The 20,264-nt window shown below is 37.0% G+C and carries 18 protein-coding genes, 1 tRNA gene and 1 rRNA gene; 17 read left to right on the top strand and 3 right to left on the bottom strand.

Going from position 1 to position 20,264, the window contains the following annotated elements; all coding sequences use genetic code 11:
- The first annotated feature begins 5 nt into the window (after positions 1-5).
- The 8 genes from rrf (at position 6) to ACXAE4_RS25420 (ending at position 6,822) form a co-directional block, all read left to right on the top strand.
- Positions 6-121: ribosomal RNA gene (gene rrf / locus ACXAE4_RS25455) — 5S ribosomal RNA — on the top strand.
- A gap of 11 nt (positions 122-132) precedes the next feature.
- Positions 133-209 (top strand) — tRNA-Met (locus tag ACXAE4_RS25450).
- 138 nt (positions 210-347) lie between these two features.
- A complete protein-coding gene (locus ACXAE4_RS25445) occupies positions 348-953 on the top strand; it encodes a hypothetical protein (protein WP_028412728.1) in 606 nt (201 codons plus the stop codon).
- A 584-nt stretch (positions 954-1,537) separates the two neighbouring features.
- Positions 1,538-2,035: a GNAT family N-acetyltransferase gene (locus tag ACXAE4_RS25440; RefSeq protein WP_013055206.1), complete on the top strand. Its 498-nt coding sequence runs from the start codon at positions 1,538-1,540 to the stop codon at positions 2,033-2,035.
- Between the two features lie 245 nt (positions 2,036-2,280).
- Positions 2,281-4,053, top strand: a complete 1,773-nt coding sequence (locus tag ACXAE4_RS25435) for an extracellular catalytic domain type 1 short-chain-length polyhydroxyalkanoate depolymerase (RefSeq protein ID WP_098113527.1) — start codon at positions 2,281-2,283, stop codon at positions 4,051-4,053.
- A 280-nt stretch (positions 4,054-4,333) separates the two neighbouring features.
- Positions 4,334-5,500, top strand: a complete 1,167-nt coding sequence (locus ACXAE4_RS25430; RefSeq protein ID WP_289578702.1) for a 3D domain-containing protein — start codon at positions 4,334-4,336, stop codon at positions 5,498-5,500.
- Positions 5,501-5,708: 208 nt separating this feature from the next.
- Positions 5,709-6,470, top strand: coding sequence for a M15 family metallopeptidase (locus ACXAE4_RS25425; protein WP_028414360.1), 762 nt, complete (start codon positions 5,709-5,711; stop codon positions 6,468-6,470).
- A 229-nt stretch (positions 6,471-6,699) separates the two neighbouring features.
- On the top strand, positions 6,700-6,822 hold the full coding sequence (locus ACXAE4_RS25420) for a YjcZ family sporulation protein (RefSeq protein WP_074682883.1): 123 nt from the start codon (positions 6,700-6,702) through the stop codon (positions 6,820-6,822).
- A gap of 53 nt (positions 6,823-6,875) precedes the next feature.
- Here ACXAE4_RS25420 and ACXAE4_RS25415 read toward each other — a convergent pair whose 3' ends face one another.
- Positions 6,876-7,412: an SH3 domain-containing protein gene (locus ACXAE4_RS25415; RefSeq protein WP_028414359.1), complete on the bottom strand. Its 537-nt coding sequence runs from the start codon at positions 7,410-7,412 to the stop codon at positions 6,876-6,878.
- Between the two features lie 481 nt (positions 7,413-7,893).
- Here ACXAE4_RS25415 and ACXAE4_RS25410 point away from each other — a divergent pair, with 481 nt between their 5' ends.
- The 4 genes from ACXAE4_RS25410 to ACXAE4_RS25395 all read left to right on the top strand — a co-directional run bounded on the left by ACXAE4_RS25410 (position 7,894) and on the right by ACXAE4_RS25395 (position 11,622).
- The gene (locus ACXAE4_RS25410; protein ID WP_028414358.1) at positions 7,894-8,724 is read left to right on the top strand and encodes a GNAT family N-acetyltransferase; all 831 of its coding nucleotides are present in this window, start codon (positions 7,894-7,896) and stop codon (positions 8,722-8,724) included.
- Positions 8,725-9,201: 477 nt separating this feature from the next.
- Positions 9,202-10,653, top strand: a complete 1,452-nt coding sequence (gene cls, locus ACXAE4_RS25405; protein ID WP_155010635.1) for a cardiolipin synthase — start codon at positions 9,202-9,204, stop codon at positions 10,651-10,653.
- A 174-nt stretch (positions 10,654-10,827) separates the two neighbouring features.
- Positions 10,828-11,319, top strand: coding sequence for a YflT domain-containing protein (locus tag ACXAE4_RS25400; protein ID WP_047751706.1), 492 nt, complete (start codon positions 10,828-10,830; stop codon positions 11,317-11,319).
- A 75-nt stretch (positions 11,320-11,394) separates the two neighbouring features.
- On the top strand, positions 11,395-11,622 hold the full coding sequence (locus ACXAE4_RS25395; RefSeq protein WP_028414355.1) for a hypothetical protein: 228 nt from the start codon (positions 11,395-11,397) through the stop codon (positions 11,620-11,622).
- A 232-nt stretch (positions 11,623-11,854) separates the two neighbouring features.
- Here the strand turns inward: ACXAE4_RS25395 and ACXAE4_RS25390 are convergent, their stop codons facing one another.
- Positions 11,855-12,064 (bottom strand): alpha/beta-type small acid-soluble spore protein, encoded by a 210-nt coding sequence (locus tag ACXAE4_RS25390; protein WP_016762907.1) that lies wholly within the window; start codon positions 12,062-12,064, stop codon positions 11,855-11,857.
- 269 nt (positions 12,065-12,333) lie between these two features.
- Here ACXAE4_RS25390 and ACXAE4_RS25385 point away from each other — a divergent pair, with 269 nt between their 5' ends.
- Positions 12,334-13,668, top strand: coding sequence for a prolyl oligopeptidase family serine peptidase (locus ACXAE4_RS25385; RefSeq protein ID WP_155010637.1), 1,335 nt, complete (start codon positions 12,334-12,336; stop codon positions 13,666-13,668).
- Between the two features lie 137 nt (positions 13,669-13,805).
- Entirely contained in the window at positions 13,806-14,804 is a 999-nt protein-coding gene (locus tag ACXAE4_RS25380) for a LacI family DNA-binding transcriptional regulator (protein ID WP_028414353.1), read from the top strand.
- Between the two features lie 61 nt (positions 14,805-14,865).
- Here the strand turns inward: ACXAE4_RS25380 and ACXAE4_RS25375 are convergent, their stop codons facing one another.
- Entirely contained in the window at positions 14,866-16,146 is a 1,281-nt protein-coding gene (locus ACXAE4_RS25375; RefSeq protein WP_033580688.1) for an MFS transporter, read from the bottom strand.
- 424 nt (positions 16,147-16,570) lie between these two features.
- Between ACXAE4_RS25375 and iolG the strand changes: the two genes are divergently transcribed.
- From iolG to ACXAE4_RS25360, 3 genes are all read left to right on the top strand, one after another.
- A complete protein-coding gene (gene iolG / locus ACXAE4_RS25370) occupies positions 16,571-17,593 on the top strand; it encodes an inositol 2-dehydrogenase (RefSeq protein ID WP_028414351.1) in 1,023 nt (340 codons plus the stop codon).
- Positions 17,594-17,672: 79 nt separating this feature from the next.
- A complete protein-coding gene (gene iolC, locus ACXAE4_RS25365; protein ID WP_289578703.1) occupies positions 17,673-18,680 on the top strand; it encodes a 5-dehydro-2-deoxygluconokinase in 1,008 nt (335 codons plus the stop codon).
- A 73-nt stretch (positions 18,681-18,753) separates the two neighbouring features.
- Positions 18,754-20,211 carry a CoA-acylating methylmalonate-semialdehyde dehydrogenase gene (locus tag ACXAE4_RS25360; RefSeq protein ID WP_028414349.1) on the top strand — a complete coding sequence of 486 codons (1,458 nt, stop codon included), beginning with the start codon at positions 18,754-18,756 and terminating at the stop codon, positions 20,209-20,211.
- Positions 20,212-20,264 lie beyond the last annotated feature (53 nt).

The raw sequence follows: 20,264 nt of genomic DNA, 5'->3' as shown, positions 1-20,264 counted from the left end.
TCTTGTCTGGTGGCGATAGCGAAGAGGTCACACCCGTTCCCATACCGAACACGGAAGTTAAGCTCTTTAGCGCCAATGGTAGTTGGGACTTTGTCCCTGTGAGAGTAGGACGTTGCCAGGCATTTTTATTATCGCGGGGTGGAGCAGTTCGGTAGCTCGTCGGGCTCATAACCCGAAGGTCGCAGGTTCAAATCCTGTCCCCGCAACCAAATTATCTTTTATACATACTTGAATATATTATTACTATCCTTAGGCATAGCCTAAGGATTTTTTGTTTGGCTATATTTATAAACACTTGTTTAGGTTATGATATAAGATAGTGATGCAGATTAATCAGGAGGTTTTTTATGTTACAAAGCAATATTCAAACTTATATTGAAAAAGAAATGAACGTTCAAGGTCAATCTTTATCTCTATATCAAGAAGAAAAGGAATATGCGTTGCAAAAAGAGTTGGTGCCGCAAAACCTGATGATAGAAGAAAAAGAGGCATCTTCACGTTTTAAAGATTCTTATATCGAAAGAGTAGATAAAGAAACGGACGAGCTGATCGCAGAAGAATCTCCTCTTTCGTTTTTAGATACTCCTCTTTCTTACTTAAAAGAACACAGAAGTGAATTTCTATATGTAGAATCAAAATGGTTTGAATTTATTAAGCTTGATGGATGTTCTTTTGAAGTGGATGATGTGTTTGGCACATATAAAGTATTAACGGGGTTACATATGCAAAAAAAATTCGGTTCTGTACTAAAACAATTTTTTGCTAAAGAGCTTAATGAAAGCCCAACAAGCGTCCAGCTTTTATTTAATGATAAAGATGGATTATGGGATGTGAATATTGAGTTAGATGCTATAAAAGAGTTTGATGAAAAAATGTCAATAGGTGAAGCTCTTGTTCTTACATATCGCTTTTTCTTTCATCTAGTGGAGTATGTAGAGAACGAAAAAGCTTAAAAATGATGATTACTTTTACTATAAAGATGCTGGGACAAAAGCAGTTTAGTTAACGTTGAACACGAACTATCTATCAAAAATAGATAGTTCGTGTTTTTTAATGGTCATGGTGAACGTAGGTTTCAGTATGAGGTGCTTCTAGCTGTTGGTTGGAGGGCAAGGCTCCATCGCCCGCTCGCGGAAAGCGAAGCCTTGCACGTAAAGCAACAGCGGCGGAACAAGCATCCCAGGTTATTTATCCGGGTTGTTCGTCTTTAGATTGCATTCATTTCGTTATGGCCCAATCTCTTTTTTGATAGGTGATACATAATGAATGTTAAGTGAAGCTGGAAATATATTTACATCTCTATGTTTTTATGGAATGATAAAGAGTATCTTTACATATATGACTGATATGGGTGAAGAACAACTATCAGGAATCTTTCTAGTTTTTTGAGAAAGCAGCCTACATATTAGCTGTTAATAGTACTCCGAGCAAGAAAGCTTCCGTAGGATGAAGTATAATATATACATACAGGAACTATTTTTAACTCTATAAAAAATGTCTGCTGACGTATGGGATTATAAATAAAGAGGGGATGTTCATGTTATTAAGAAAAATAAAGTCTGAAGAATTGGCAGAAGTCTATCAAATGGGATATGCGGCATGGCCTAAAGGCAGGACGTACAAAGAGTATGTTAGAGATAATCAAAAAGAAGAAACATATGGAATTCGGTATGTATATGTAAATGAAGAGAATCAAATTATTGGTTCATTTATTTTGCTTCTTTTACAAACTCCTCGATTAAAGTTTGCTTTGCATGGTATTGGGTCCGTTGTTGTTCATCAGCTTTATCAACGAATGGGGTATGGCCGAGATATGCTTGAAGACTTTTTTAAAAAGATGAAGATAGAGAAGCGCAGCGCTATTTTTATGCTTTATAGCGATATTCTTCCTGAATATTATCATCAGTTTGGGTTTAAGGAGCTCCCTTCTCATTTACAGCGTTATCCTCAATCCATTGCTATGGTAAATTGCAGCGAGTCACAATATGAATACTTAAGTAAGCAATCCATAGAAGACATACCGGCCTATTTTTAAAAGGTATGTCTTTTTTATAGTATTTATCGACACAATCGTTTACAATTTTATGTAAGCGTTTTCTTTATTTGGAGATGAATGATTTTATTTGTCCTCATAACTGTAGGCAAATCGTGCAGTCAATATAAATTTTATTACATAAAACCTTGCTATCATCTTACTAGTAACTCTTATTCATTTCCATACCATACCGTGTACGTTTGCTGCTAAGTATAACCATATCAATATAAGGAGGAAGCAGGAAGATGAAACGATTATTTATAGCAGGGATGATTTTTATGCTTTTTTTATCTTTAGGTGCTGTATCTTCTTCAGCCGCAGGAAGTTTTACCTCTAAAACATATAACGGAAGAACATACAAACTGTACGTACCTAGCAGTTATCAGGGAGGTGCTGCCTTACCTCTAGTAGTTATGCTACATGGCTGTACTCAAGACCCTGATCAATTTGCAGCAGGAACACAAATGAATGCACTGGCAGAAACAGAGAAGTTCTTTGTCCTCTATCCAGAACAGCCCTCTTCTGCTAATTCAAATAAGTGTTGGAACTGGTTTGATACTGCTCATCAATCAAGGGGAAGCGGTGAACCAGCGTTAATTGCTGGAATGGTTAATCAAATAAAAAGCAGTTATTCAATAGATGCTGACCAAGTCTTTGTTGGAGGGCTATCTGCTGGTGCAGCTATGAGTGTTATTATGGGAGCTACTTATCCAGACATATTTGCGGCTATCAGCGTTGGGGCGGGCTTAGAATATAAAGCAGCCACTAGTGTAACAGGTGCTTATACAGCAATGAGCAGTGGAGGTCCTAATCCTATCCAACAAGGAGATTTAGCCTATTCAGCCATGGGAGAGCATAAGCGAGTGGTTCCGGTTATTTTGTTTCATGGGACAGCTGACTACACTGTTGCCCCTATAAATGCGCATCAAATACTATCGCAATGGGCTCAAACAAATGATAGAGCGTCTGATGGACTGGATAATAACAATATTGATGATACGGCAGATCAAACTTTACCAGGTACAGTATCCGGTGGAAGAAGCTATACGCAATATATTTACAAAGATACAGCAGGAAAAACAGTAATGGAAAAGTACATGATAGAAGGAATGGGACATGCTTGGTCAGGGGGAAGTACATCCGGTTCTTATACAGATCCTAAAGGGCCAAATGCAACTAAATTAAGTTGGAACTTTTTTAAAAATCATCCGAAGAATGGTGACGCTCCTAATCCAGGAGATATATCCCCGCCGGTTACAGCTGCTTCACCAGCGGGAGGAACGTATGGAAGTTCTGTTTCTGTCACATTATCACCCAATGAACCTGCCACCACTTACTATACATTAGATGGAAGTACACCAACTGTTAATTCTCTAAAGTATTCTGAGCCTATTAGCATCAACTCTAGCAAAACAATAAAATTTTTTAGTGTAGACGCTGCGGGTAATCAAGAGGGAGTAAAGACGGAAGTTTATCAAATTTCTGGAACTTCAGAGAAATCCTCAGTATTTTCTTCGCTTGCTGCTGAAGATGGATTTATCGGAAATTTATCAGCTGACGGTATGAGTAGTTCTATTCATAAAATTGGGGATAAGGGAATGTACAATACCGACACATACCGAACCATTTTATCTTTTGATACAAGCTCTTTACCTGATGATGCAAGTATTACGGATGTATCTTTGAAAATTTATCGCAAATCTTCAACTGGTAATATTTCATCTTTGAAAGGCGATATTAAAAGCGGTGTATTTGGAACTAGCAGTGCTTTAGAACAAATAGATTACCAGGCCTCACCATCTATTTCAGCGGCCTTCCAAATGTCAGTGCCTTCACTCGATAATGGATATACAACTATTCAACTTCCTTCCTCACTTTTGGGATATATGAATAGGAACGGCAAAACTCAGTTTCGCTTGTCAAGCTCAGGTTCAGCGGACTTTTTAAGTGACGTAGTTGAAATTTATGGGGGCGACAATCCTGCATATGCTCCAACTTTAACTGTTTCATATAAGTAAAAAAACCTTCTAAAAGCAGTTAGCTTTTAGAAGGTTTTTTTTTGCTGATAAGTTACTTTTATCACCGAATACAACTCCAACTTTTTATAGAGTTTTCTTCAAATTTTGACATGATTTTGATGAAATTTAATCATTATTCAAAAATGAATTGTCAGAAATATTACAAGAAAATGTTTAAAATTAATTAAATCCGTAATAAAAGTAAAATATTCCTGTAATGGAAGTGAAATGAACAGGTGGTATCATTCAGTCATTGAGTAAATAAGGAGGTATTCGGAAAATGAAGAAATTTGTATTTACTCTAGGGACAACGGCAATTCTTTCAGCAGGATTTGTAGGTGCAGCATCTGCCTCTACAAGCGGAACGTATGAAGTACAAAAAGGTGACACTTTATGGAAAATCGCTCAAAATCATAATGTGAGCGTAGACGAGCTAAAAGATGCTAATAACTTAACATCAACACTAATTTATCCAAATCAGACACTAAACTTATCTAGCATAAAAGAAATCGTACATACTGTAAAACGTGGTGACACTTTGTGGTCAATCGGTCAACATTATGGCGTAACAGTAGAAGAAATTAAAGAATGGAACGGTTTAACATCAGACTTAGTTTTCCCTGGAGAACAATTTAAAATTAAAGCGGCACAAGCAGCTCAATCTCAAACAGCTAGTGCGCCAGTAGCAAAGGCAGCTCCACAAGTGCAGCAGTCTCAAACGGCACAAGCTCAGCAAGAACAAGCAGCCCAAGAGCAAGCACAAAAAGAACAAGAGCAAGCTCAAGTAGCAGCCCAAGAGCAAGCACAAAAAGAACAAGAGCAAGCTCAAGCAGCAGCCCAAGAGCAAGCACAAAAAGAACAAGAGCAAGCTCAAGTAGCAGCACAAGAACAAGCACAAAAAGAACAAGCACAAAAAGAACAAGAGCAAGCTCAAGTAGCAGCCCAAGAGCAAGCGCAAAAAGAACAAGAGCAAGCTCAAGCAGCAGCACAAGCACAGGCAGCCCAAGAGCAAGCGCAAAAAGAACAAGAGCAAGCTCAAGCAGCAGCACAAGAGCAGGCACAAAAAGAACAAGCAGCTCAACAGCAACAACAACAAGCTCAGCAACAACAACAAGCTCAACAACAGCAACAACAGCAGTCTCAACAGCAAGCTAGCGGCAAGTCTATGACTGTTGAAGCAACAGCTTATACAGCTAATTGTGCTGGATGCAGTGGTACGACAGCTACTGGAGTAAATTTAAAATCAAATCCAAATCAACGAGTAATTGCGGTTGATCCTAGCGTTATTCCATTAGGTTCAAAAGTATACGTTGAAGGTTATGGTCAAGCTGTAGCGGCAGATACGGGTGGCGCAATTAAAGGAAATCGAATTGACGTATTCGTTTCTTCAGATAGTGCTGCACAAGACTGGGGCAGAAGATCAGTTAAAATTACAGTTATCGACTAATACTAGTCTTATAGAATAGAAGTAAGAAGAGATGTCTTTTAAAAGACATCTCTTTTTTTATGCTTAAAATAAACGTTTGAAAAAAATAGGTCGGGGCATACTGAAATTTATAGTAGGAATTAGTTTGTTATATTAGTAATTATTTCTTAATTTATATACAATGTTTGAGTGTCTTAAAAAGCTTAAATTATGTCAGGAGTATAGAAATATGAAATTTTATAAAAAAATAGCATTACTAATAGTGCTGGGTGTGATCGCAGGATTCTCGTATCTAGGCTATCAGGGATTATTTCGGCACGACGATCATTTGAACACGTCTGATCATAATCCTTTATCTTCTTCTAAACAGAAGCAAAATAGCATAGAAGTTGTTGGGAACCCCGAATCCATTGCCGTGCTAGTAAATAAGCAAAATCTTCTTCCTGATCACTATGAACCCGCTGACCTTGTATACCCAGACGTTCGGTTTATATTTAAAGAAAAAATTGAAAAGCGACAAATGCGTACAGAAGCAGCAAAAGCGTTAGAAAGAATGTTTTCAGCTGCTGAACGAGAAGGGATTTACCTAGCCGGTGTTTCCGCTTATCGTTCTCAAATTCGCCAGGAATCTCTTTATCAAGCGTACATAAAGCAAGATGGAGAAGCGGCAGCCAGTCATTATAGCGCCCATCCAGGCAGCAGTGAGCATCAGACTGGTTTAAGTATAGATGTATCAAGCAGCACAGGTAAGTGTGCGGCTCAAGATTGTTTTAAAGATACTCCTGAAGCCAAATGGATTGAAAGAAATTCATATAAATATGGATACATTGTTCGCTATCCAGAGGGAAAGCAGCAGATTACAGGTTATAAATATGAGCCGTGGCATATACGATTTGTCGGAAAAGAACTCGCCTCTAAAGTGTATAAAAAAGGAATTACGTTAGAAGAATATTATAATGACTACATGCAAGTTGATAATCCAGTTCAATAAAAAAGAAGAGTTATATAAACTCTTCTTTTTTTGTATTGCTGGAATATACCCTTACTTTAAAAGTTGGAACGAGGGAAAGATGTAGAGATGAACCACGGGATGCTATATCCTATGCCTTACTAGTAAAAGAGTTATCGCTTATAAATTATAATGAATTTTGTGATAAAGAATACTCATGTTCGTTTTCATTTCCCTTCACATATTCTACAAAAAAGGGAGGTGAAAGAAAATGAGTTTTTACGGAGGTTATGGTTATGGATACGGAGCAGGTCACGGAAGTAGCTTTGCGTTAATCGTTGTGCTATTTATTTTACTAATCATCATCGGTGCTTCATGGGCAGGGCACTATTAATAAGGTGTCCATAAATAAACTCCCTTGAAATAATTCAAGGGAGTTATCTATTTTTATCTATAACTAGGTAACTGTAAGTACGAAGTGCTTACATATCCTTTAAAGCCGTTGTATTCTACAAAAGCCCAATCAAATGAAAGCTTGTTATCTTTTGAGTAGCCCCAAGCTAAGAAGCTGACGCTTTTTCCTCTAGGAACAGTTGTTACAACTTTGTTGCTTGTGCTAGGCCCTGTGCGTAAATTAAGGTTAGCAGCTGTATGAACAATAGTAGGGACTTTCATTAAATAGGAAGTACTGATATATCCGGTGCCGCCAATTATTTTAATGGCAGCCCAGTCTGCATTTACAAACTTGACTACTTCAATTTGATCTTTTTTTCTTAATGTATCAAGAATCTTTCCCTGAGTGCTAGGTTTTGAACGTATATTGAGTACGTTTGCTGTCACTTCATATACGCTGAACGGTGCGTTTATTTTTTCTGCTGCACTTGCTGTTTGCTCGTGAGTGAATGGCAGTGTTCCAGATAGAGATGAAAAAGTAAAGCCAGCTGCTAATGCAAAAACCGATATAGATTTTGTAATTGTCTTCATGCGAATATCCAACTCCTTAGTGAAATAGGTTATATCTTTTTCTATAACACTAAGAATAAAGAATACTTGTTTCTAAATTGTTACCAACATGCATCCTAGTTGTAAATTTACGAAAGGTCTGTAAAAAGGTTTATTTCACAGACCTTTTAATAGCGCTATTGTTACTCACCCTCGCAATCTCCGTTGATTTATGAAAAGAAAAATATACAAAAATTGATAATACTGTCCCATAAATGCTCCACAAAGCTAAAGCAAAAATAAATTCTTTCTGCAGGCAATAAATAATGGTTAAAGCAACTAGTGCAATAAAACTTATTAAAATGGTCTTTTTCATAAGCACCCCGCCTATTTAGTTTAATTACTCTATACGCTTTTTGATCGTGCTTTACCCTATAATTATTCGGTCATTGCGCTAAAGATGAAAGGAAAAAGTTAAACAAAGCCGAACTTATAATAAAAAGAGAGATGCAGGAGGATACGTATGTTAAAACAACATGTACTAGAAGATATACAAAAGCTACAGTCTATTTGCCAACAAGAAGAAAAAATAGAGCTGAAGCTGAATTTTGACATGTTACGAAGTCGAAAACAAAATGAAGTTAACGATTTTTTTTATTATGAAAATAATCAGCTTGTTGGATTTATTGGTCTTTATGGGTTTGGGAATACAGTAGAAATATGCGGAATGGTCGATCCTAGCTATCGCCGAAAAAAGATTTTTTCAAAGCTGTTTTCTCAAGCTTTACATATGTGTAAGAAGCGTGAGTATACAGAGATTTTATTAAATGCTCCTGGCGATTCGATTTCAGGCAGGGGGTTCTTAAAGAAGATTCCATGTTCATTTACTTTTTCAGAATATCAAATGAAGTGGGTGAAAAAAGAATTAGAAGATGATAATCCCTTTGTTACACTTCGCTCTTCCCTATTAGATACCGATATGAAAATGGAAATGCAAGTTAATATGGAATGCTTTGGTATGTCTTTAACAGAAGCAGCTGCTTATTATGAGCAAATGAAAACGGAAGAACAGCAAAATCATTTTATCGTAGAGTACAATAGTCAGGCGGTTGGAAAGTTAAGGGTATCTTATGATAAAAGCGAAGCATGGATTTATGGATTTGGTATTTTACCTTCCTATCAAAAATTAGGAATAGGAAAGGCTGCTTTAAAACAAGTCGTTTTACAGCAGCATCAGCTAGGATATGATGTATTTCTTGAGGTTGAAGCAAAAAACAAACGCGCTTTGCAACTTTACGAAACATGCGGCTTCGATTCATATCACGTGCAGGATTATTACGTATACAGCTTGTAGATAAAAAACACGGAAATCTTAGATTTTCGTGTTTTTTATTTACATATTAGATGATATGTGATTTTTTGAGTAAATAATGAGAAAGTAGAGAAAAAGTGATATGCCCGTTGATAAAAACAGGGAAGGCCATACAAATAAGATCGGAGCACTGCAAGCAAGGATACACGTAAGAATACCTCCAATAAATGCTTTTCTAAATAATTGATAAGCCATATACCCCAGGCTAATACTGACAAATACATTGATGAGGCTAAGAAAAATAAACGAAAAAAACAAATTATCTCCCCCCTTGTTTTTAATACACAATAAAAAGAAATATTTCACATGTTTAGTGTAGCAAAAAAGAAAAAACAATAAAATTTGGATCCTAAAGATGAAAAAGGAAGCCATCTGTGTTATGTATAGTAAAGTGAATGAGAACGTTAAAAAAGGGAATGAGTTAATAAAGCGATATAATAGAAAGAAAGGAGTAAAAGGATGGAATTTGCCCATATCTTTACACTAAGTGTATCTGTTGTAACAGCTATTAATATTTTATTAGCCGGTATTCTTATTTTCATTGAACGAAGAGATATAGGATCTACATGGGCGTGGCTTCTTATTTTATTTTTTATACCAATTGTCGGTTTTATTGTATATCTATTCTTTGGAAGACAGCTAAAACAGAAAAACTTTTATAAATTGTCATCTGATGAGCGGGAATATTTAAGATCTTCAGTGGAAGAGCAATTAAAAGAGCTTAAAGCGACCCATGAATATCGAAATGATTTATTAATCCAACATAATAAACTGCTGTTCACTAATTTAAATTCTTCTAAGTCACTTGTGCGCATCGACAACGAAATTGATATCTTTAGTGACGGTAATCAAAAATTTGAGGCATTGTTTGAGGATATTCGAAATGCTAAAAAAGAAATTAATATTCAATATTATATTATTCAACGAGATAATCTTGGAAAAAAATTAAGAGATGAGCTAACAAAAAAAGCAAAAGAAGGCATAAAGGTTCGCGTTCTTTATGATGAAGTAGGATCTAGAAAAATGACGCCATCATTCTTTAAGGAGCTTATTTCATATGGCGGCGAAGCACAGGCATTTTTCCCTTCAATTCTTCGCTTAATTAATTTTCGGATTAACAATCGAAATCATCGAAAGCTTTGTATTATCGATGGTGAAGTAGCATACATAGGAGGATTTAACGTAGGAGATGAATATTTAGGGTTAGATCCAAAAATGGGTTATTGGAGAGACACTCATTTTCGCATTAAAGGAGAGTCAGTGAACGATATTCAAGGGCGATTCATTTTAGATTGGCATCAAGCAACAAAGCAGCCAATTGAACTGGAACAATTTTTGCATCGTACAGAAACTCATTCTGGAACAGTTCCTGTACAAATTGTAGCAAGCGGTCCCAATTCGACTACCCAGCACCTGAAAAACATGTATATCTCATTGATTATGTCGGCCAAAGAAAGTGTATACCTTCAAACGCCTTACTTTATTCCTGACGCAAGCTTTATGGATGCTTGTAAAATTGCTTTATTATCTGGAGTAGAGATTCATATTATGATTCCAAACAAACCTGATCATCCTTTTGTTTATTGGGCTACGTGGTCTCATGTAGGGGAACTGCTGGCATACGGTGCGAATATTTATCTCTATGAAAAAGGCTTTTTGCATGCTAAAACGATTGTAGTAGATAATGAAGTGTCTTCTGTAGGAACGACGAATATCGATCCGCGAAGTTTCAGCCTTAATTTTGAAGTGAATGCAGTTGTATATGACCAGACTATTTCCAAAAAGTTGCAGAACCTGTTTCTTGAAGATGTGCAATGCAGTTCAAAATTAACGTTTGAACGATATAAAGAGCGCTCTCTTCTTATAAAATTTAAAGAAGCGGTATCTCGCTTACTGTCACCAATTTTATAATAAAAATCATTGATATCATGAAACAGACTTGAATTTTTAGATTCAGGTCTGTTGTTTTATTGGTTTCTCCTTGTAAGGAGAGCTAGAGATAAAGTTAAAAAGTTTTACCAAAAAATCCAAGGGTATTAATACTATAACAAGCTAAAAAATGATAATACCTAGGAGGAATAGAAAATGACAAAAAATGTAGTAGGTACGTATGATTCAGAAGAGGCCGTTATTACAGCGATTCGAAATTTAAAAACACAGGGATATCCGGACAGTGCACTTTCTGTTTTGACAAACAGTGGTCCTCATCATGAAAATACAGAAGTGATTGAGCGTTCTGCAGGAATCGATGTGCAAACAGTTGATACAGATCAACACTCAAAGCACCATCAATCCTTTATGGAGAAAATAAAAAATGCTTTTACTTCGTCTGAAGAAAAAATGGATCAAGATGTTAATCGAATCGAAAATCAATTAACCGAATATGGTGTACCTGCTGCGGAAGCTTCCTCGTATGTATCTGATCTTAAAAACGGAAAAGTTTTGCTGATGGTAGACGCAGTTGAGCATGATAAACACAATTCAGCTCTAGGACAAACCGTGACACCTGCTGAAAAATCAGCTGACCCAATGAATGAAAAAATGTTATACGGCAATCACGAAAATAAAATAAGGTAATGTTGAAGGAACTAAATAAGATAATAAAAGACTGCGTTCTTAAATAAAAGCTAGTTAACGAAAGGAAGGGGACCGATGAGAAATCTAGAAAAAACGGAATATGAACTTGACTATTTAAAACAGCAGCAAGAAGTTAATCAAGAGCTCATCAAAGTTTCACAGTCTCTTGTCGCTACGTTAAAACAGTATGAAGAAGAACCGACCAATACAGAAGTGTTAGCTGTAATCGCTGATTTAGAAGGTCAGCAAGAACAGCTCAAAGCAAAGACCGAAAAGATATCTGAAGAGCTTGCACATTTATAAAGTGAGATAAAAGAAGTTCCTATAAAAGGAACTTCTTTTTATATTTTATTATACACAGTCTATTGTGAGAGAAAGAGAATCTTATATAACCGGATGTGAACGTTATGGGGGTAGTGATTTTGTTTTAGATACGTATAGATGAGAAGGAACGCGATAAGACATTATATAAAAATGGGAAAAAGGAAGAACGGTCATTCGCTCTTCCTCCAGCCGTATTGCTTATGATAGTGATTTAGAAACGTCCGCCGCCAAGTTGCTGTTCAGCCATTTGCACAAGGCGTTTTGTGATTTCTCCGCCTACTGAGCCGTTTGCGCGTGCAGTTGTGTCAGGACCAAGAGTTACGCCAAATTCGCTAGCGATCTCATACTTCATTTGATCGATTGCTTGTTGAGCACCGTGTACTGCTAATTCGTTGCTGCTCTTATTTCTGCTGTTTGCCATCATAATCAACTCCTTTTATAAGGTTAAGATTATGATTTGATTAATAGATAGTTTTTATACATAAAATAAAAAAATTTTTTCAAGGACTTATAGAATATGCTTATTGGAATATAGTTACAAAGTTTTCCACTAGGTAACGGAAAATAATTATGTGTAGAAAGAGAGAGAGGTCACGTAAAATAGAACACAAGTAAGTAAGCGGTTACATAATGATCGAGATAGAAAGAGAATTTTAATATTCCTATTCTATTTAAAAGGGGAGATTTTCTATGTATCAAAGGTTAAAAAATTCTGTACTATTGGCTATTACATTGAGTTTAGCAATTGGCATTGTACTCTCTTATGAGAAAGAAGCGCTAGCGAAGCAGACGCACGAAAAAGCTACATCCTATCGTACAGTGACAGAGATTTATGATTGGGGAGCGGCGATCACAAAAATTATTATTGACTTAGGTGAACCTGTTCCAACTAATTCACTTACAAAAGAAACGTTTAAGGTGCATGTGGCTCGAAGTGATAGTCGATTAAAACCGTCTTTATTGGAACAAGGAGATCGTACAATAAAAAAAGCCTATATATCCGATAAAGATGGACAACCAGCCGTACACACTGGAAAATATGCAGTTTTAGAAATGGAAGTTGGACCAGCTGTTTCATTAGGAGCACCACTAAATTATGATGAATATGGTACAGGGTTAAATGCATGGATAGACAGTCAATACACCATTACTCAGCAAAAAGACATGATAACAAATAAAGGAAAATTGTCAGGGCTTGTAGTGAAACAGTTTGCGGGAGAGGAAAAAGAACTCGTAGATGATTTTACAATTAAAAAAGGTATATATCATAATATAGAATTAGCATACGCAAGTCATGCTCCGGCAAAGGATAAGAAAAAGAATCCATTAATCATTTGGCTACATGGTGGAGGAGAAGGAGGAACAGATGCAACAATTCCCTTATCTGCCAATAAAGCTGTTAGTTTTATCACAAAAGAAACTCAGGCTTATTTTGAAGGTGCCTACGTTTTAGTACCGCAAGCGCCAACAAAATGGATGGATGGTTATATCGGTGAAGCGGATGGAACTTCTATTTATAAAGAATCACTGATGGCACTAATTCAAGAATATGTTGCTAAAAATCCTGATATTGATCCCAATAGAATCTATATCGGAGGAGCATCTAACGGCGGATATATGACTATGCTTATGATTCGTGATTATCCAAACTATTTTGCAGCAGCATTTCCAGTATGTGAAGGACTAAATGATAGATTAATTACGGATCAAGATCTTGAAAAGATGAAAGAAACGCCTATTTGGTTCGTAGCCGCTAAAAATGATACGGTTCTTCCACCAACGATTAACACTCTTCCAACTTATGAACGTTTGGTGAAAAGCCATGCAAATAATGCTTATTTATCACTATTTGAAGATGTGCATGACACCACGGGTTTATACAAAAATAATGATGGTTCGCCCTATCAGTATAACGGGCATTCATCTTGGATATATCTGTATAATAATGAACCCAACGCTAAAATAAATGGAGCTACAACAACCATAATGGAATGGATGAGCAAGCAATCGTTGAACAACAATTAATCATTTATAAAAAAGCTGTTTCAAGTAGAGCAGCTTTTTTATGTCTCTTTTAAAGCTAAAGCATATATCTAAAATAAACGATTGAATACTTTCGTGATAAAATAAGGAAAGAGATCACGAAGAAAGGAACAGTGAAAGTGAAACCAACCATTTACGATGTTGCGAAAAAAGCAGGGGTATCGATAGCCACTGTATCCAAAGTAATCAATCAGACAGGCCGTATTAGTGAAAAAACGATAAAAAAAGTAAATGAAGTAATGATGGAATTAGATTATCAGCCTAGCAGTGTTGCAGCTGCGTTAACTGGGAAAAAGACATACACAATTGGCGTGCTAGTTCCTGACATCTCTAATCCTTTTTTCGCAGAGGTAGCAAGAGCTTTTGAGAATAGTGCCAGAGCAGCGGGATACACGCTTTTTTTATGCAGTACGGATCATCAAACAGAACGTGAGCATGAATACATAGATCTTTTATTCAAAAAGCAAGTAGATGGAATTATTATCGCAACCGAACTAAATGATACGAAGCTAGTAAAGAAAATTGTGAAGCATGATGTACCACTTGTATTGTTTTCAGTTGATCATCCTTCTATCTCAACGCATGTAGTGACAATTGATAACGTTCGCGGAGGATATATCGCAGGTACGTATTTAATAGAAAAAGGTCATCAATCGGTAACGATTATCACTGAAAAAGATAGAAAAAGCAGTGAGGGGCGATTAGCAGGATTTAAACAAGCGCTCACAGAGGCAAATTTATCACTAGAAAATCAGTCCATTATCAGCTGTTATTCAACAGTAGAAGATAGCAGAAGAGCAAGTAAACAGCTGCTTTCTTTGCCTAATAGGCCGACAGCAGTCTTTGCATGTACGGACTTAATTGGAATATCCCTCATAAATGAGGCAAGAAAGCAGGGGCTTTCAATTCCAGGAGATCTGTCGGTAATTGGATTTGATAATACAATTTATGCGGATATTGCTGAGCCTGGTTTGACAACGATTGAACAACCTATTTCGCAGATGGCAACTAGTACGTTCGAACAGCTGTTAAAGTCTATGAAAAAAGAAGAGCATGCAAAGCAGCGAATAACAATTATTCCAGAACTAGTAGAACGTGCGTCGGTAAAAAAGCTATAAAACAGAGAAAAGAAAAAGCTGCATGTGCCCAGGCACATGCAGCTTTTTTACTTAATAATATTTATAGAGAGACCGGATTTTTGACTTCGTTTATTGTTTCGCCTTTGACTGTTGTTTCTGTTGGAATTGTAAGGAAACCCGTTAAAAAAGCTCCAAAGAAATATAGGCAAGCAAAGATCCAGATTACGCCGCCCGTGCCTAAAAGACCTATGAAAATAGTTACAATTAAAGGGCCTACAAAAGCAGAAAGTCCAGATCCTAAATTCAATACGGACATCGCAGCTCCTTTATTCTCCGGAGCTAAGGAAGGCACTAACGCTGTAAGAGGGACATATCCTGCTAGTGTTGCACCGTAACAGCATGCGACAATCATCATTACCCAATAATTATGTCCTACGAATTGAGGTACATAGTAAAGAGCGAGTGTTACAATTCCGCATCCTACTCCACCAAACCATTTGATTGTATTTACCCAGCCAAATTTATCTCCAACAATACCAAAAATAATATTAAAAGCCATATTCACAAAAAACAGAGTGCCCCAGATTTGAAGCCATTCGCTCATTGTGAAATCGTGTTTCATCATATAGGTTGGCAAGAAGACAACAAATCCAAATTGAGCAGCGGAGTTAATAATCTTTACAACTCCACCGATCCCTACTTTAGGGTTCTCAAATGCAATTGTAATCCCTTTCATTAATTCTTTTGTTTTGTTATCGCTTACTTTTTGAACGGTAAATCTGTCTTTATTCATGATAATTGAAAAGATTCCGCCGATCAAAACAAAAAGTAAACCACTCCACAAGGTAGCAATTTCGCCGATTTTAGGAACCATGTAACTGGAATAAAAAGCTCCGATTACGCTTAAACCAAGCTGGAAGACAAACCAAAACCAGCCTACTGCTTTTGAAAGCATTTCCTGGGGCGTGCGGTAAGACACCCAGACCAAGAATGAGTAAGCAAATAAAGGGTAGCCAAATCCTCTAAGAGCATAACAAATTAATATAATTGTGTAATTCATAATATGAAGTCCTATACCTATAAATCCAATTGAACCAATAATAAAGGATATCAAGCCGAATGCCATTGCTTTTCTAGGACCCCACAGCTGAACCAGTACGCCGGAGAACCAGGAAGAAATAGAGACCGTAATACCGTAAACGGTAAAAAGTAAAGCAGCATGTTCAATGGTTAAACCTCTTTCTACAAGATAAGGAGATAACCATCCTTGTTCTAAGCCATCGCCAATCATAAAAACAATAATACCTATGTATCCCCACGTTAAATGAGAAGGGATCCCAATCCTGTCAAGAGCTGTTTTTCTGGAAATAAATTCATTCATTTTTCCACACCACCAGATCGATTATTTTGTTGAAAACATCAAACTAATTTGGTTAAGCGCTTAATCTATTTGATAAAAAGTATACGCTTACATTTTTTAAACGTCAATTAAAATTTTAAATATATCTAATTTTCAATTAAATGATTTCAACAGTGGAAATAGTAGTAGATAAGATTATAATAACTTGCCCTTATTATAAGAATACTTAAATATAGAGAATTCCCTTAATTTTAAGCATAAATAGATAAAAATAAGGTTTTTCATACTGTACAATCAGATGAATAAAAAACAAATATTCTAAATAATCTATAAAAAATGTTGCATTTCAAAAAACAGTATGTATAATTGGAAATAGGAAAGCGCTTAACCTAAAAATAGGTTTGAGCGAATGTTTTCTTAACTTTTAATTAAAGGGGAAAATAAGATGGGGATTCTTACAATTGGAATAATTGGTGCTGGACGAATAGGTAAATTACATGTTGATAATTTAAAATTAATGCCGCAAATAAAAATTAAAGCGGTTTCAGACGTAGTGGTAGATCATTTGCACGAGTGGGCTGCAAGTAAAGGAATTTCAACGTTAACAACAAATTATCAAGATTTATTAGCAGATTCAGAAATTGATGCCGTTTTCATTTGTTCGCCAACGAATACGCACGCATCGATTATTGAAGAAGCTGCTCGAGCGAAAAAGCATATTTTCTGTGAAAAGCCCGTTAGTTTTTCAGTAGAAGAAACAATCCAAGCGTTAGAAGTAGTAAAAGAACACGGCGTACAGCTTCAAGTTGGCTTTAACCGACGATTTGATCCCAACTTTAAAAAAGTGCATGATCTTGTACAGCAAGGAGAAGTAGGACAGCCGCACATTTTAAAAATCACCTCCAGAGATCCTCAGCCTCCGAGTCCAGAATACGTCCGCGCTTCAGGAGGATTGTTCATGGATATGATGATTCATGATTTTGATATGGCTCGTTATGTAATGGACAGTGAAGTAATTGAAGTATCGGCTTACGGGACGACGCTCATCGATCCTGCTATTGAAGAAGCAGGGGATATAGATACGGCAATTGTGTCATTAAAATTTGCAAACGGAGCTTTAGGCGTGATTGATAACAGTCGTCAAGCTGTCTACGGTTACGACCAGCGCCTTGAAGTTTTTGGTGAAAAAGGTTCCGCTACTGCTGATAATTGCCGTCCAACTACAGTAGAAATATCAACAGGCGAAAGTGTAGTGAAAGAGAAGCCGCTATATTTCTTCCTTGAACGCTATACACAAGCATATATAGATGAAGTAACACAGTTTGCAAGAGCAATTATGGAAAATCAAAGCGTAATTTGTACAGGTAACGATGGATTACAGGCAGAACGAATTGCTAAAGCAGCAAAAAAATCTTTACTATCAGGGCAGCCAGTGAAGATTGAACATAAAAAATACGCAGTGAATTAATGATAGAAATGTGGGCTGAAAGAGAATATCTTGCTCTTTTCGCCTTTTTAGGAAAGCGCTTAACTAAGGAGGAGTAAAGATGAATCCGCTTGTTTTTAAAGAAAATCGTGAGTTAGATTTTATCGCTATCGGTCGCTTATGTATTGATTTAAATGCAAATGAAACACAGCGTCCAATGGAAGAGACTAAAACATTCACTAAATATGTAGGAGGCTCTCCAGCTAATATTGCGATTGGAGCAGCAAGGCTAGGCTTAAAAACCGGTTTTATCGGAAAAGTATCAGATGATCAAATGGGCCGCTTCATTACTGGGTATCTTCAAAAAAATAAGATTAATACAGATAGTATTGCTGTCGATAAAACAGGGGCTGTAACGGGGCTTGCTTTTACGGAAATCAAGAGCCCTACAGATTGCAGCATCTTAATGTATCGAGATAACGTAGCGGATTTAAAACTAGATCCTACAGAAGTATCAGAAGAATATATTAAGAAGTCAAAGGCTCTTTTAATATCTGGAACTGCTCTTGCACAAAGTCCTTCTCGTGAAGCTGTATTTCTAGCATTAGAATACGCACGCAAGCATGAAGTTGTAGTGTTTTTTGATATTGACTATCGTCCATATACATGGGAATCGGAAGCTGAAACGGCAGTCTATTTTAATTTAGCTGCTGAAAAATCAGATGTGATTATTGGTACGCGAGAAGAGTTTGACATGATGGAAAAACTTTTAAATTATAAAGAATCTAATGATCAAGTAACAGCAGAGCGCTGGTTTTCTCACCATGCTCAAATCGTCGTGATTAAGCATGGTGGAGAAGGATCTATTGCCTATACAAGAGATGGTAAGTCTCACCGTGGAGGAATATTTAAAACAAAAGTTCTGAAAACGTTTGGTGCTGGTGATTCCTATGCTTCAGCCTTTATTTATGGATTGATGCAAGGACTGGAAATTCCACAGGCAATGCGATTGGGGGGGGGCTCCGCTTCGATTGTCATTTCAAGACACAGTTGTTCAGATGCTATGCCGACAAGCGTTGAGCTCTTCAACTTTATGGAGACAGCAACTGAAGTTTTGCAGGAAGCCTAATAAACAAAGGGAAAATCTTGAGAGATTAAAGGAATAGAAGCTTATTAAAATGAGATAAAGGGAGAGATATTCTATGACGCAAACAGCAGTAAAAACAGTAAAAAACTATATTGGTGGACAATGGATTGAATCAGCTGCATCAAAAACGGAACCTGTGTATAACCCAGCAACAGGTGAATTAATCGCACAGGTACCTCTTTCTACAAAAGAAGACGTAGATCAAGCGGTGCAAGCAGCAAATGAAGCGTTCAAAGGGTGGGCAAAAACAGCTGTGCCTAAACGTGCACGAATTTTATTCAAGTATCAGCAGCTATTAGTAGATAACTGGGATGAATTAGCAAAGTTAGTGACAGTTGAAAACGGAAAAAGCTTTAACGAAGCGCGAGGTGAAGTGCAGCGTGGAATTGAATGCGTAGAATTCGCGGCAGGAGCTCCTACGTTAATGATGGGGAAACAGCTTCCTGATATTGCAACAGATATTGAGTCTGGCATGTACCGCTATCCAATTGGCGTCATTGGAGGAATTACACCGTTCAATTTTCCAATGATGGTTCCTTGCTGGATGTTCCCGCTTGCGATCGCTTGCGGCAATACATTTGTGTTAAAGCCTTCTGAGCGTACGCCGCTGTTAGCTGCAAGATTAGCTGAGCTGTTTGAAGAAGCTGGTTTGCCAAAAGGTGTATTAAATATTGTAAACGGCGCGCATGATGTGGTAAACGGTCTTCTTGAACATAAATTAGTGAAAGCTATTTCGTTTGTAGGTTCCCAGCCTGTAGCTGAGTACGTGTACAAAAAAGGTACGGAAAACTTAAAGCGTGTTCAAGCTTTAGCCGGTGCTAAAAACCATTCAATTGTATTAAATGATGCAGATTTGAACGTAGCAACAAAACAAATTATCGGAGCCGCTTTTGGTTCAGCAGGTGAACGCTGTATGGCAGCATCTGTTGTTACTGTACAAGAAGAAATTGCGGATCAGCTAATTGAAAGATTAGTAGAGGAAGCAAATGATATTGTAATTGGGGACGGCTTAGAAGAAAACGTCTTCTTAGGACCAGTCATTCGTGAAAATCATAAAGAGCGTACGCTCAGCTATATTGAATCAGGCGTGCAAGAAGGAGCGGAGCTTATTCGTGACGGTCGCACAGATGCAGCAGTAAATGGCAAGGGCTACTTTGTCGGACCAACGATTTTTGATCATGTTACGCAAGAAATGAAAATTTGGCAAGATGAAATTTTTGCACCTGTGCTGTCTATTGTACGTGTGAAAACATTAGAAGAAGCTATTGAAGTAGCTAATAACTCTCGATTTGCAAACGGTGCTTGTATTTATACAGATAGCGGCGCAAGCGTACGTGAGTTCCGTGAAAATATTGAATCTGGTATGTTAGGAGTAAATGTAGGGGTACCGGCACCTATGGCATTCTTCCCATTCTCTGGCTGGAAAGATTCTTTTTACGGTGATCTTCATGCAAATGGTACGGACGGCGTGGAGTTTTATACAAGAAAGAAAATGGTAACAACGCGCTGGTAAGTGATTCATTAAAAATCGCATTCCATTTTAAAAGGAGGTATCAGGAATTAAAG

This window comes from Priestia sp. ABM2_011 (genome assembly GCF_056158845.1).
This window is presented reverse-complemented; position numbering and strand designations above follow the sequence as displayed.